The 13,217-nt window shown below is 67.1% G+C and carries 12 protein-coding genes; 7 read left to right on the top strand and 5 right to left on the bottom strand.

Annotation, left to right across the window (positions count from 1 at the left end; all coding sequences use genetic code 11):
• The first annotated feature begins 25 nt into the window (after positions 1-25).
• From A5784_RS04000 to A5784_RS03990, 3 genes are read left to right on the top strand one after another with little or no spacing between them, the layout of a single operon-like run.
• Positions 26-1,564 (top strand): APC family permease, encoded by a 1,539-nt coding sequence (locus A5784_RS04000; RefSeq protein ID WP_064942555.1) that lies wholly within the window; start codon positions 26-28, stop codon positions 1,562-1,564.
• Entirely contained in the window at positions 1,561-2,547 is a 987-nt protein-coding gene (locus A5784_RS03995) for a GNAT family N-acetyltransferase (protein ID WP_232005928.1), read from the top strand. The genes A5784_RS04000 and A5784_RS03995 overlap by 4 nt, the downstream gene beginning before the upstream one ends.
• Complete coding sequence (locus A5784_RS03990) at positions 2,547-3,782, top strand: acyl-CoA dehydrogenase family protein (protein WP_064942553.1); 1,236 nt, start codon at positions 2,547-2,549, stop codon at positions 3,780-3,782. Before A5784_RS03995 ends, A5784_RS03990 begins: the two co-directional genes overlap by 1 nt.
• 1 nt (position 3,783) lies before the next feature.
• Here the strand turns inward: A5784_RS03990 and A5784_RS03985 are convergent, their stop codons facing one another.
• Complete coding sequence (locus tag A5784_RS03985) at positions 3,784-4,701, bottom strand: zinc-binding dehydrogenase (protein ID WP_064942551.1); 918 nt, start codon at positions 4,699-4,701, stop codon at positions 3,784-3,786.
• A gap of 66 nt (positions 4,702-4,767) precedes the next feature.
• Between A5784_RS03985 and A5784_RS03980 the strand changes: the two genes are divergently transcribed.
• The gene (locus A5784_RS03980) at positions 4,768-5,307 is read left to right on the top strand and encodes a class I SAM-dependent methyltransferase (protein WP_064942549.1); all 540 of its coding nucleotides are present in this window, start codon (positions 4,768-4,770) and stop codon (positions 5,305-5,307) included.
• A 562-nt stretch (positions 5,308-5,869) separates the two neighbouring features.
• Here the strand turns inward: A5784_RS03980 and A5784_RS03975 are convergent.
• The 3 genes from A5784_RS03975 to A5784_RS03965 all read right to left on the bottom strand — a co-directional run bounded on the left by A5784_RS03975 (position 5,870) and on the right by A5784_RS03965 (position 8,929).
• On the bottom strand, positions 5,870-6,079 hold the full coding sequence (locus A5784_RS03975) for an ANTAR domain-containing protein (RefSeq protein ID WP_064942547.1): 210 nt from the start codon (positions 6,077-6,079) through the stop codon (positions 5,870-5,872).
• A gap of 68 nt (positions 6,080-6,147) precedes the next feature.
• Positions 6,148-8,019: a family 2A encapsulin nanocompartment cargo protein cysteine desulfurase gene (locus tag A5784_RS03970; RefSeq protein ID WP_064942545.1), complete on the bottom strand. Its 1,872-nt coding sequence runs from the start codon at positions 8,017-8,019 to the stop codon at positions 6,148-6,150.
• Entirely contained in the window at positions 8,006-8,929 is a 924-nt protein-coding gene (locus A5784_RS03965) for a family 2A encapsulin nanocompartment shell protein (protein WP_029367235.1), read from the bottom strand. Before A5784_RS03965 ends, A5784_RS03970 begins: the two co-directional genes overlap by 14 nt.
• Before the next feature lie 309 nt (positions 8,930-9,238).
• On the opposite strand from A5784_RS03965, the gene A5784_RS03960 reads away from it, so the two are divergent.
• The gene (locus A5784_RS03960) at positions 9,239-10,489 is read left to right on the top strand and encodes a thioester domain-containing protein (RefSeq protein WP_197514629.1); all 1,251 of its coding nucleotides are present in this window, start codon (positions 9,239-9,241) and stop codon (positions 10,487-10,489) included.
• A 20-nt stretch (positions 10,490-10,509) separates the two neighbouring features.
• Here the strand turns inward: A5784_RS03960 and A5784_RS03955 are convergent, their stop codons facing one another.
• Positions 10,510-12,537 (bottom strand): glycoside hydrolase family 15 protein, encoded by a 2,028-nt coding sequence (locus tag A5784_RS03955; RefSeq protein ID WP_064942541.1) that lies wholly within the window; start codon positions 12,535-12,537, stop codon positions 10,510-10,512.
• A 105-nt stretch (positions 12,538-12,642) separates the two neighbouring features.
• On the opposite strand from A5784_RS03955, the gene A5784_RS03950 reads away from it, so the two are divergent.
• Together A5784_RS03950 and A5784_RS39785 are read left to right on the top strand one after the other, a co-directional pair.
• Positions 12,643-12,849: a hypothetical protein gene (locus tag A5784_RS03950; protein ID WP_029367232.1), complete on the top strand. Its 207-nt coding sequence runs from the start codon at positions 12,643-12,645 to the stop codon at positions 12,847-12,849.
• Positions 12,830-13,075 (top strand): Ms4533A family Cys-rich leader peptide, encoded by a 246-nt coding sequence (locus A5784_RS39785; RefSeq protein WP_353651899.1) that lies wholly within the window; start codon positions 12,830-12,832, stop codon positions 13,073-13,075. The genes A5784_RS03950 and A5784_RS39785 overlap by 20 nt, the downstream gene beginning before the upstream one ends.
• Positions 13,076-13,217: the final 142 nt, after the last annotated feature.

Genomic DNA, 13,217 nt, shown 5'->3' with positions numbered 1-13,217 from the left:
CAGTTACGACAGAAAGGTATACATCATGACCACAGTCGAAGATGAGCCATCCGTCACCGTCGGGGGCCGGAGTCTGACGGCCGCCGAATCGACCGGGCTGGAATCCGAAGCACTCGGGGCCTGGGGCGTGTTCGCGCAGGGCCTGGCCGCGGCGGCGCCGAGTGTGGCACTCGCCACCGTGCCGTTCTCCCTGTTCGTCGCGGCAGGCAAGGGCGCGGCCTTGGCGGCGGTCGTCGGTCTGGTGATCGTCATCCTGGTCGCCACGACGATCAGTTTCCAGGCCAAGCGAACCGTCTCGTCGGGATCGCTGGGCACCTATACCGGTAACGGTCTCGGCCCGGGCTTCGCCTACGCCGCCGGATTCAGCCTGCTGTTCGGTTACATCGGATTCGCCACCACGGGCACGCTCGGCGGCGTGCTCTACCTCGACGCGTTCCTCGAATCCATCGGGCTCGGGTCGCAGGCCGCGTGGTTCCGGCTGTTGTTGGTGGTCGTGGTGGTCGCCGTCGCGGTGTATCTGCCGTACCGCGGCGTGTCGCTGGCCGCGAAATACGAACTGGCATTTGAACTTCTCGCGATCGCCTCCATTCTGGTGATCATCGTCGCGTCCTATGTCGGTTACGGCTTCCACGTGGACTGGGATCAGCTCAACCCGTCGCACCTGGGCTCGAGTGCAACGTTCATCGCCGCCGTCACCGCGGTGGGCTCCTACGCCGGGTTCGAGAGCGTCGCCTCGCTGGGCGCCGAGGCCAAGGACGCGCACCGCAGCATTGCTCGTTCGCTGGTGAGGGTCGTGCTCCTGCTCGGTGTGCTCTACATCTTCGCGACCTACCCGCAGATCCTGCATTTCGGTGAGATCGACGGCGACAAGGCGGTACTGCCGCAGCTCGCCGGTGCTGTCGGCGTGGGGTGGGTGAATCAGGTTGTGAGCGCGACGGTATCGGTGGCCTTCATCGTGTTCGTCACGGCTGTCACGACCGCCGCGGCACGCTCGCTGTTCACGTTCGCCCACGAAGGCGCACTGCCCAAGGTGTTCGCGAAGGTGCACCCGTCGCACAAGACACCGTGGGCCGGGGTGGTGTTCGTCGGCATCCTGGCGCTGATCTTCTCGGCGGTCGCGACCTTCAGCTCGGCGGGCCGGCTGGTGTTCGACGTCTACGGCGGCTACGTCGCCAACTGGGGCTTCCTGATCAGCTACCTGCTGGTGGTGATCGCCACCCCGATCTGGCTGCGCAAGATCAACGCGTTGACACCGCTGCGGCTCGGGGTTTCGGCGGCCGCGACCATCGGCATCGGCTATGTGATCTTCAGCAACTTCTACCCGGTGCCCGAATTCCCCTTCAACATCCTGCCTTTCGTGTTCGGCGCCATCCTGCTGGCCGGTCTGGCCTGGTACTGGTACCTCAAGAAGACCCGGCCCGAGGTGGCCCAGCGGGTCGGCACCATTCAAACCCTTTCGGAGGCCGAACAGCAGCGGCTCACCGACGAAGGCATCCTGGGTGTGCTGCAGGAGCAGCGCGGTGGCGACGACTCCGATCGGCAGCAGGATCCGGTGGCACCGTGACGATCACCGACCGCCGCCCGCCGCGGAGCGTGACGGCCGCCGAGATCACCTCGGCGGACCTGCCGCTGATCGCCGACTTCCTCGCCACCACACCCGGGTTGGCCGGACGCAAGTTCGCCGCTGATTCCCGCGGCGTGGCAGAGCAACTCGACGGCGCGTACCCGGGCGCTGCGCTGGTCCTGCGGAGCGAGACCGGCACGGTGCTGGGCTACGCGGTGCTGCACCGGCCCGACGGGGTGGAACCGGAAGTGCTCGCAGACTTCGTCTTCCATCCGGACGTGGCGCGAGAAGCAGTCGACGGCGTTGTCGCCGACATCGTCGACCGCTTCCACCGGGTCGCCGTGCCCGACGCGTACCTGCGGACCTACATCGGCGCCGACCAGCCCGCGGCGATCGCCGCGCTGGCCGAGCGGGGCGCCCGGGTGGAGCGGCAGTTCATCAACACCCGCAAGTCCCTGCTCGACGAAGACCCCGCAGAACTCGATGCGGCGCATATCGAGGGCTTGACCGTGCTGTCGTGGCCGGACGTGATCGACGGCGGTTTCGCCGAGCAGGTCAGGCAGCTGCAGTACGACACCTTCAGTGAGCATTTCGGCAACATGTCGAAGACGCCGCAGCGTTGGCAGCACCATCTCGAAAGCCGGGCATTCACACCTGATTTCAGCATCGCTGCGGTCGACGACGGTGGTGAGGTGGTCGGTTACGTCCTCGGCTCGACGTACACCGTCGGGGTCGGCGCCGACGAAGAGCGCAGCGCCCACACCGATTACATCGGGGTGCGGCGCGAGCGGCGGCTGCGGGGCACCGGTGAGCTGCTGCTGCGCAAGATCTGGCTGGCGGCACTGCGACGCGGCTTGACCGCGGCGTCGCTCGGCACCGACATCAACAACGCCAGCAAGGCCCACCTGTTGTATCGCAGGTTGGGCTACGTCCCGGTGCAGGACTCCTACGCCTATCGAATCGATGCCAAGGGGAGGGCATAATGACCAGAGCCACAACGTATCTCAAACGACCGACAGGGTACGACGCCGAGCTCAGATCGGTGTTCCGACCGATCTTCGACCGGATCGCCGTAGGCAACCCACAGCGCGAGGCCAACCGGGAATTTCCCCACGAGCAGGTGCGCTGGCTCGGCGAGGCAGGGTTCGGCACGCTGCGAATCCCGGCCGAACAGGGCGGTTTCGGCGCGTCACTGGAGCAGACGTTCCTGCTGCTCGCCGAACTGGGGGAGGCCGACGCCAACGTCGCGCACATCTGGCGCAACCACCTCGCGTTCGTCGAGGACCGGCTCAACGCCCCGGTGTCGGAGGACAACGGCGTCTGGCTCAAACGCTTCCTGGCCGGTGAATTCGTCGGCGGCGGCTGGACCGAGGCCAACAACGTCACCCTGGCGAATCTGCTCACCACGGTCACCCCGGAGAACGGGCACTGGGTGGTCAACGGTGCGAAATACTATGCGACGGGCAGCTTGTACGCGGATTGGCTGGACGTGCTGGGCCGCGGCGAGGATGGGCAACTGTGGACGGCGTTGGTCCGCGCCGACGATCCGGGCGTCACGCTCGTCGACGACTGGCGCGGGTTCGGCCAGCGCACCACCGCCAGCGGTTCGGCGCGCTACGACGGGGCCCGAGCCGAGCGGGGCAATGTGTTTCCCGCCGTCGAGCGGTTCACCTACCAGGCGCACTTCTATCAGATCGCGATGCTTGCGGTGCTCACCGGAATCACCCGGGCCGTGCAGCGCGACGGTACGGCCGCGCTCAAACAACGCAGCCGCAACTACCCGCAGGGTCTGGCCGAACTGCCCGCCGCCGATCCGCAGCTGTTGCAGGTGATCGGGGAGCTGTCGGCGGAGGCGTTCGCCGCCGAGGCCGCGCTGGGCCAGAGCGCGCGGTCGCTGGACCGCATCGTCGCGGGCCGGTTGGCCGGCAGCGACGACCACGCCCGAGAATTGTTGATCGACGCCGAAGTGGCAGTCACCCAGGCTCAACTGGTCATCATCGGCGCGGCGCAGCGCGCCACCACGCGGGTGTTCGACGCACTCGGCGCGTCAGGGGTTTCCGAACAGCTCGGCCTGGATCGGCACTGGCGCAACGCGCGTACCCTCGCGTCTCACAACCCGGTGGTTTACAAGGCGCGGATCCTCGGCGACTGGTTCGTCAACGGCACCGACCCGGTATCCGACCTGTCCTCGCTCGGCCGCGGTGGACAGGGCAACTGAGTCAGAACTGCACTCGCAGCACCGCTTTACCGGCGACCCTGCGGCCCAACAGGGCCTGGGCGGCGGCGGAGATGTTGTCCCACGAATCCCGCAGACCGATCTGCGGGTCGAGTTCGCCGTCGGCCAGCAGCGTCAGCAGGTATTGCAGGTCGGCTTGAAACGGTGCGCGAACAGTGAACGGCTCCAAGCGTTTCCGGTTGCCGAGGCGACGTTCCTGCTCGAAGTTGATGGTGGTGGGTTCGTTGGAGGCCATGCCGATGGACTGCACCGAGCCACCGTCGTCGACGAGGCTGAACGCCTGAGCGAGTAACTTTCCACCGACGTTGTCGAGCACCCCGAACACCGGTTCGGTCACGGAGTCCAATCCGACGACCACCTCGTCGGCACCCAATTCGGTGAGGCCGTCACCGCGAGCCGGGCTGCCCACTGCAGCGATCACATGCGCACCTGCCCGCGCCGCCAACTGAACCGCGTAGCGGCCGACACCGCCGGAGGCGCCGGTGATCAGTACGCGTCGGCCCACCACGGGGCCGAGGGCACGCAGCGCCTGCAGCGCCGTCACTCCGGCTACGGGCAGAGCCGCCGCCTCGTCGAACTCGACGAACTCCGGAAGTTCCGCGAGATTGTGCGTCGCAACGGCTCGGCGTTCGGCCCAACCGGCCTCACCGTTGAACCCGACCACTCGAGTACCTTCCGGCGGTCCCGATCCGTCGGAGGCAGCCTGGGTCACGACGCCAGCGGTGTCCCAACCAGGTACTTCGCCGGGTCGGCGCATCTGTTCGATGAAGTGCAGTTCCCCGAAATTCAAGGCGATGGCGTGCACGTCGATCAGTGCCTGCGAGTCGGCGACCGCCGGCTCGGTCACGTCGTCGAATCGGAGCTTTGCCGGCGCCTGCGGATCGTAAACGATGGCTCGCATGAGAAGGCAAACCTCCGCGGGTGGCGCCACTATTCCCGGTCCGGCGCACTTCGTAAGGTAGCGCGGGTGAGCGAGCAGGACCGGGTGCGCTGGGATGCCAGGTACGCGCAATCCACCGACCACCGCCGTGAACCGCCGTGGGCGTTCGCGCCCTTCGAATCGGCCTTTCCGGACACCGGAACGGCCCTGGACCTGGCGTGCGGACAAGGAGCCGGATCCGTGTGGTTGGCGCGTCGAGGGTTGCAAGTCTGGGGCGTCGACGTGTCCGCTGTCGCGATCGCCCAAGCCCGGGCGGCCGCCGCGAGTGCGGGTGTGGCGGACCGGTGTCGATTCGACGTGGTCGATTTGGACGACGGCCTGCCCGCGGGCCCGCCCTTCGACGTCATCCTCTGCCATCGGTTCCGCGACGCCAGACTCGACCGCGCACTCGTCGACCGCTTGGCACCCGGCGGACTACTCGCCATCTGCGTGCTCAGCGAGGTCGGCGGCGTACCGGGTCCGTTCCGCGCGAAGCCCGGAGAACTGGCTGCCGCATTCACCGATCTCGAGGTGATCGCGGCGGGCGAGGGCGACGGCCAAGCGTGGCTGCTGGGGCGGCGCGGTTAGGCGCCCGACGCGAAGATGGCGCCCGACGCGAAGATGCGGCCTTCGCGGCGGCCGGGTTCACATGAGTCAGCCGGGTTGACATCCGTCACATTCGTCACCGCCCGGAACGCATGGACGTCTTGCCCGCCTGTTGGCGACAATGTCGACGAAATCACCACATGGGCACCGCAGGTATCAGCAGCCTCAGCTCAGCCAATCCCGTGCGCCAATCTCGCACCATGAGATCGCTTCTGCCCCAATGGTTGTGCGCCCGACTGCGAGCGACACTGTCGCTAATAGGCGGGCACACCCGTTTTGGGTGCGGATGTGGCTGCCGTTGCTGCCGGGCCTAGTGATGTTCCCCGCGTGATGCAGCAGTGAAAGAGGTGGCTGCTGAGGCATTTTCTGCGACTTTGTCGCTAACAGTCGGGCACAACGTCCATGGTTTCCGAACGGGGACTGGTGTGACAGATGTGAATGGCGAGGGACGGCCGGATGCCGACGCGGCCAGACGCCGACGCCGCTAGACGGCGGCGCGGTGAGCCTTAGCGAGCAACTCACCCCAGGCGTTGAACGCTTCGGCCTAATTCCCGGACGTTCCGGAGCGTCCGCCTGCCAGATCGACCAGCGCCCGAGCGATACTCCCGATCCCGATGCCGGTACGCTGCATCACCTTCACCAGTTCGGCGAAGGCTTCTTCCGGCGGGCAGCCCCGCAGGCCGACGAGGATGCCGACCGCGACGTCAATCTTGGTGCGCGAGGTGTCATCGTCACGAACACTGCGGTAGCTCATGGGGCAATGCTGCCCTGGCGGCGACGCCAGTCCCACCGATAGGCGCATCGTGATTCTTCTGCGCGCGGCTAGGGTGAGCCCTCGGCGATGCGGCGGACCGCGTCGATGAACACGTCGATCTCCTCGAAGGTGTTGTAGAACGCGAACGACGGCCGCACCGTGGCCTCGAGCCCGAGTCTGCGCAGGATGGGCTGCGCGCAGTGATGCCCGGCGCGCACGGCGATGCCCTCGGCGTTCAGCGCCTTGCCGACCTCGAGCGGTTCATGCCCGGCCAGCACGAAGGACAGCACGCTGGCCTTCTCGTCGGCCGTGCCGACCAGACGCACTCCCGGGATCGCCGCCAGTCGCGGGGTGGCGTACTCCAGCAGCGCGTGCTCGTAGGCGGCGATGCGGTCGATACCCACCCGCTCGACATAGCGCAGGGCTTCGCCGAGGCCGACCGCATCGGCGATGTTGCCGGTGCCTGCCTCGAACTTGTTCGGCGGCCCTTGATACAGCGAGCGTTCCAGGGTGACGTCAGCGATCATGTTCCCGCCGCCCTGCCACGGCGGGGTTTCGGCCAGCGCGTCCTCGCGCCCGTAGAGCGCTCCGATACCGGTCGGCCCATAGATCTTGTGGCCGGAGAACACGAAGAAATCCGCGCCGGTCTCCGCCACGTCGATCGCGATGTGGGGGATCGACTGCGCGCCGTCGATGAGCACCCGCGCGCCGTAACGGTGGCCGAGTTCGACGATCGTCTTGACCGGCGTGACGGTGCCCAACGCATTCGAAACCTGGGTCGCAGCAACCAGTTTCGTTCGTGGACCGAGCAGATCCTCGAATTCGCTCAACAGCAGATTGCCCGCGTCGTCCACCGGCGCCACCTTCAGGATCGCGCCGGTCTGTTGCGAAATGAGCTGCCACGGAACGATATTGGCGTGATGCTCCAGGTGGGTGATGACGATCTCGTCGCCCGGCCCCAGATGTTTGCCGCCCCAGGCGTAGGCCACCAGGTTGATGGCCTCGGTCGTACCGCGGACGAAGATGATCTCCTCGGCCTTCGACGCTCCGATGAACCGTCGCACCGCCTCGCGGGCGTCCTCGTAGGCGTCGGTGGCCCTGGCTGCCAACTCATGCGCCGCACGGTGGATGTTGGAGTTCTCGTGGGTGTAGAAGTACGCCAACCGGTCGATCACCGACTGCGGCTTCTGGGTGGTCGCCGCGTTGTCGAACCAGATCAGCGGCTTGCCGTTGACCGTCTCCCGCAGGATCGGGAAGTCCGCGCGGATCGCGTTGACGTCGAAGATCTCGTGGTTGTCGGGGACAGCCGGCGTGGGGTCGACGGGTGCTGCCGGGGTCTGCAGGAAGTAATAACCCGCGGCGTCGTCCGACGGCGCGGGCGAACTCGACCAGTCCAGAGCGGGCACCGTGGGGACGGTGCCCGGCCAGACCGGAGCTGACCCACGGGGTGCCACAGGCGCGGTGGGCGGCGCCACCGGCGCTGACGGGGGCCCACCGGCCAGCACACCCGGCACCGTCGAGACCAGGCCCGTCGGTACCGCGAAGGCCTCCAGGCCACCGACGGGTGCGATCGGGCTGGCCGCGTTGCCGCGTTCTTGGGGCGAGCGCAGCGACGGGGAAAACCGGGGTGCCACCGGGACGACTCCGGGAATGCCGTCGGGCTCAGGCGACGTCGGCGCCGGCAGCTGAACGTCGGGCACCGAGACGAACGCCGGGGGAGTACCGGGGTGTGCCAAACCGGCCGCTGTGGTGACGGCCGATGACGCTGCCGTGGCATCCGGGGTCGTCCCGCGCGGTGCCACCTGGGTGGTCACCGGCGGGCTGTCCGGACCAGGCCGGATACTGGTGGCGTAGAGCTGCGTGGCCAGCGCGGCCAACTCGGCCGCGCTGATCGGCAGGTCTCCCTCAGCGTCTATCGATTTGTACTCACTTGTACTCATGGAAATAGTCCACTCCGACGTCCTCGAGGACTGCCAGCGCATCGTCGGTGAGCACCGCGAGCGACGAGTACAGCGTGACCAGGTAGGACGCGATCGCCGACCGATTGATGCCGGTGAAGCGCACCGACAGACCCGGGGCCTGCTCGCCGACCAGCCCCGGCTGGAACAGGCCCACGACACCCTGACGCTCCTCGCCCGTGCGCACCAGGATGAACTTGGTCTTGCCGTCTTCGACCGGAACCTTGTCCGACGGCACGATCGGGATGCCGCGCCACGTGATGAACTGGGCCCCGAACAGGCTGACCACTGGTGGCGGCACACCCCGGCGGGTGGCCTCCCGGCCGAACGCGGCCACACCGAGCGGATTGGTCAGGAAGAACGCCGGGGTCTTCCACACCTTGGTGATCAGCGAATCCAGGTCGTCGGGCGTCGGGGTGCCACGCAGGGTCTGGATGGTCTGCTCGGGGGTCACCTGCGACAGCAACCCGTATTCCGGGTTGTTGATCAGCTCGGACTCCTGGCGTTCCTTGATGGTCTCGATGGTCAGCCGCAGCTGCTGGGCCACCTGATCGTGCGGGCTGGAGTACAGGTCCGACACCCGGGTGTGCACGTCGAGCAGCGTCGAGATCGAGCGCAGCGTGTACTCGCGCGGGCTGGTCTCGTAGTCGACGTAGGTCTCGGGCAGCGGTTCCTCGGTACCGGTGCCCTCCTCGGCGTGGATCGCGACCTGCTCCGGATTGACCACCCGGTTCACGCGGTAGACGCCGGCCTCGACCGGCACCCAGCTGAGCAGATGCAGCAGGAACCGCGGCGTGATCGTCGATAGCTGCGGGACGGTCTTGGTGGCGTTGGCTAGCTGCCGTGCGGCGAGATCGCCGAGCGCCTGGGATTCGTTCTGTGCCGACGTCATGTGGCCCCTCCGACTGGTCTGAAGTGCGGGTGCGGCGGCAACGATACGGCCTGCCACCGCATTCGACAGGGTTAGCGCGCAAACCGATTCAAACCTGTCACGCGCGCGTGAACTGGGCATTAAGCCGTGTGTGCCGTATGGTGTGGGCATGGCTCACGACGGATCGATGCGCTCTGGTATGGCGCGCGCCTTCGTCGTGCAGTGTTGTTGTTGTTGATTTTCTGACACCGGCCCCCGCGTTTCAGGCCCGCCCCTATCTGGCGGTGCGCCGTTTCGCGCTCTTCTCAGCCACCAGAAAGCCAACCCGCAATGCCTGTTCTGCCTGCACTCGCTCCCATCTCGAACCCTGTTGCCGTGCGCCGCCGTGTGCGTGCCCGCGACGTCGAGATCGCCCGGATGACGCGCTACCGCGGCGGTACGTATTCGCCGACGGTCGACACCATCGTGTTCGCCGACGGCTCCACCGCACGCACCGACCTGATCAGGCTCAACCCGAACATCGACGCCTACTCGGTGGACTTCACCGGGGTGGCGCCGACGACACCGTCGCGCTACCGGCCGGCGAACTGGTCGGCGGTGCCGAACCTGTCGGCGCGAACCCATGAGGCAGAGGTCGACTGGATCATCCGCAACTCGTATCCGACCCTGGGTACCGCCGAGTTGAGCCGTCGGCTACGCGCCGCCGGGCGGCGGCTCGGGGCGCATCTGGCCGAGCATGAGGCGATCGCCGCCACCCAGGCCGCCATCTGGCACTTCACCAATGGACTGGATCTGGATACCCGCCCGCTGAATGTGCCCGTGGCACAACGGCGTGAGGCCGGCGCGATCGTGTTCGAATTCGACGGCGACCCCCAATTGGGCGGATACACGGTCGAATTGACGGCCGATTCCCCCGTCTCGCTGCACCTGCAGAAGTCGGCTGACGGGATCGAGTGGCGCGACGTGGCCGCCTCCGGGCTCAACATCGATGCGGGACAAGGTAGTTACCGCAAGGCTCTGGGCATCGGCAGCACCACCGCCGCGACGCGCCCGGGTCGTCGGCACCAGGGCTACCGTTTTTATCGGCTGCACATCGTCGCCGATCCGGCGACGACCGTCGAGGTCGCGGCAGTCACGTTCTGGCTCAACGGTTCCGGGCATTACCGCAATGCCGAACGCGTGGTTGCCCTCTACGAATTTCTGCTCGCCGGGGCGGCTGCCGCGCGCCGGGCGACGGTGGTGCCCGCGTTGGATTCCGAGCGGGCGGTCCTCGGCGCCGGAGTGCTCGGGCCCTTCCGCCTCGACGCGACCGACCGTGCCGCATTGTCGGTTTCGGCCGGGACCGTCGTCGACGCCGACGGCGCCGTGATCGACGGACCGGTCACCCCGGGCATCGATTTCTACCTGCGCCCAGGCCGGCTGACTGCGGGGCGGGTGACCCTGACCGCGAGCGTGCCTGCCACGACCGACGGTTTCGGCGGCCGGGTCATCACCGGTGTCGCCTACGACGACAGCCGCTTCACCCCGGTCGCGCTGGCCGTGCCCGCGCCGACCGTGATCGAGTTCGAGATCAGCTTCTGACCCACCTGCATCTAGCAGGACTACATGGGTGCGTTCGCGGGCTGGAAGACACCCGAGCTGTCCGATTCCTCTTCGGCCCGGATGACGTGCACAACCGCGTTGATCAATGCCAGGTGGGTGAACGCCTGCGGGAAGTTGCCCAGGTGGCGGCCGGTGCGCGGTTCGATCTCCTCGGCGTAGAGATGCAGCGGGCTGGCGAATGACAGCAACCGCTCGCACAGATGCTTGGCCCGGCTCACCTCGCCGATCTCGACCAGGGCCGACACCAACCAGAACGAGCAGATGGTGAAGGTGCCCTCCTCGCCGGAGAGTCCGTCATCGGTCTCGTCGGTGCGGTAGCGCAGGACCAGCCCTTCCTCGGTCAATTCGTCGGCGATGGCCAGCACCGTCGCGCGCACCCGGGGGTCGTCCGGCGGCAGGAACCGGGTGAGCACCGTCAGCAGCAGGGACGCGTCCAGCGCGTCGTCCCCGTAGCGTTGGGTCAGCACGCCACGCTTGTCTACCCCGTTGGCCAGCACATCGGCCTTGATCTCTTCGGCGATCGCCCGCCACTGCTGGGCGTAGCTCTTCTCGCCCTGCAACTCGGCCAGTTTCGAACCGCGGTCCAGCGCGACCCAACACATGATCTTGCTGGAGGTGAAGTGCTGCGGCTCGCCGCGCACCTCCCAGATGCCGCGGTCGGGTTCGCGCCAGTGCTTGATGGCCTCTTCGACCTGGTTCTTCAGTACCGGCCACAGCGCCTCGGGAATCTGTTCCCGCGACTTGGCGTGCAGGTACACCGAATCGAGCATGGTGCCCCAGATGTCGTGCTGGCGCTGGTTGTAGGCGCCGTTGCCGATGCGCACCGGCCGGGCGTTGTCATAGCCGGACAGGTGATGCAGTTCCTCCTCGACGAGGCTGCGTTCCCCGCCGACGGCGTACATCACCTGCAGCGGATGACGTTCGCCGTTGTTCGCCCCCGACACGTCGGCGATGAACGAGAAGAAGTCGTCGGCCTCCCGGTCGAGGCCCAGCGTGTAGAGGCCCCACAGCGCGAACGTCGAATCGCGGATCCAGGAGTAGCGGTAGTCCCAGTTGCGCTCGCCCTGCGGGGTTTCCGGCAGCGACGTGGTGGGCGCAGCGAGCAGGGCGCCGGTGGGTGAGTAGGTCAGGCCCTTGAGCGTCAACGCGCTGCGCTGCAGGTAGGACCGCCACGGATGGTCGGGGAAGTCGCCGACGTTGATCCACTGCCGCCACGATTCGCTGGTCTTCCACATCTTGTCGGCGGCCTCGTCGTACGTCTGCGGCGCCGGATGCTTGGACCACGACAGCGCGACAAATACGTTGTCACCCTCGGTGAGGCGCGTCCGGGCGCGGGCTTCGCGGCCCTCCAGGCCGATGCGCAGATTGGTCGTGAGCCGCAGCGTGGGGTGCGAATCGGGGTTGCGGCTCGCTCGCGCGATGGCCTCGCCGTAGGCCGGACCGGAGTACTCCCACGCCGAGCTGACCCGGTGGTAGTCGAACGACGGCTCGCAGCTCATCACCATCTCGACCGTGCCGCTCACGCAGCGCACTGTGCGCAGCAGGATGTGTTCGGCGTCCCAGTCCATCGGCGTGCGCCGGTGGGTCCGCGAGCGGGTGTCGATGTCGTGCCAGGGCCCCATCACCAGGGCGTCGCGGACGATCACCCAGCCGGTATGGGTCTGCCAGGTGGTCTCGAGGATCAGGCTGCCGGGCAGATAGCGCCGTGCTGCGGGCACCGACACGCCGTACGGCCCGAGCCGGAAATGGCCCGCGCCGCGGTCGAGGATGGCGCCGAACACACTGGGGGAGTCGGGGCGTGGCACGCACAGCCACTCGACCGACCCGGCCGAGGAGATCAGGCAGGTGTTCTCGCAGTCCGACAGGAACGCGTAGTCGGCGATCGGCGGGAACGGGTTCCGCAGCGTATTACTTCCGGTGTACGGAACGGGGGCCGTGACAGTGAACGGGGCGTCGGCTTCCTGGATGACTTGCTGGACATCCTTGGGTGACACACCCTCACCGGGCTCAGTCTGTTGCAGAACCATCCGCACATCATCGACCGCCGGTACCTGCGACGTCTACCCGAGCCGCGCGTGTCGAAGGTAACTGCTCAGGAGGGATGATTTGGCGCCATCTCGTACTCTGGCCGCATGGGCGCACTCCTGAGTTGGTGGGACGGCGTCGAGCTGTGGTTGACCGGATTGGGATTCGTGGCTCAGACGGCCGTGGTGATGCCCGTGGTGCTGGCGCTGGCCTACGGCATCGCGGTGTTGCTGGACGGTGCATTGGGGCAGGGCATCAACGGTCTGCACCGGCTGCGCCGTACCAAAGAGGACGATGAATTGGACGTTGTATGAATGGGATGCCCCGGTCGCGGGTGACGCTGGTGCTGGTTTTGCTCGTCGTGCTCGTCATCGTCACCTGGTTGCTCGCGCACTGACGTCGGAGCGCTCGGCGAGCGCCCCCGAGGGATTCTGTTATTCTTCGCCCATGCAGACAGCGACCGGTGCGACAGAGGGCCACATCGTGGCGCTCATCGCCGTGGGTTCTTGCGCTGTTGCTGACGTTGACTGTTGTCGCTGACCCCAACCCGTCCGCGGTTTGGTGTCGGTAACGGCTGTTCTATGCCCGGATACTGATCCTGCGCCTTTCCGTTGTGACGGACTCGTACTGTCCGCCATTTGCAAGGAAGGTTCTCAGTGTTTAGATCGCTCCTCCCGTCCGC

Source organism: Mycobacterium sp. 852013-50091_SCH5140682 (genome assembly GCF_001665685.1).
Taxonomy (GTDB): domain Bacteria; phylum Actinomycetota; class Actinomycetes; order Mycobacteriales; family Mycobacteriaceae; genus Mycobacterium.
This window is presented reverse-complemented; position numbering and strand designations above follow the sequence as displayed.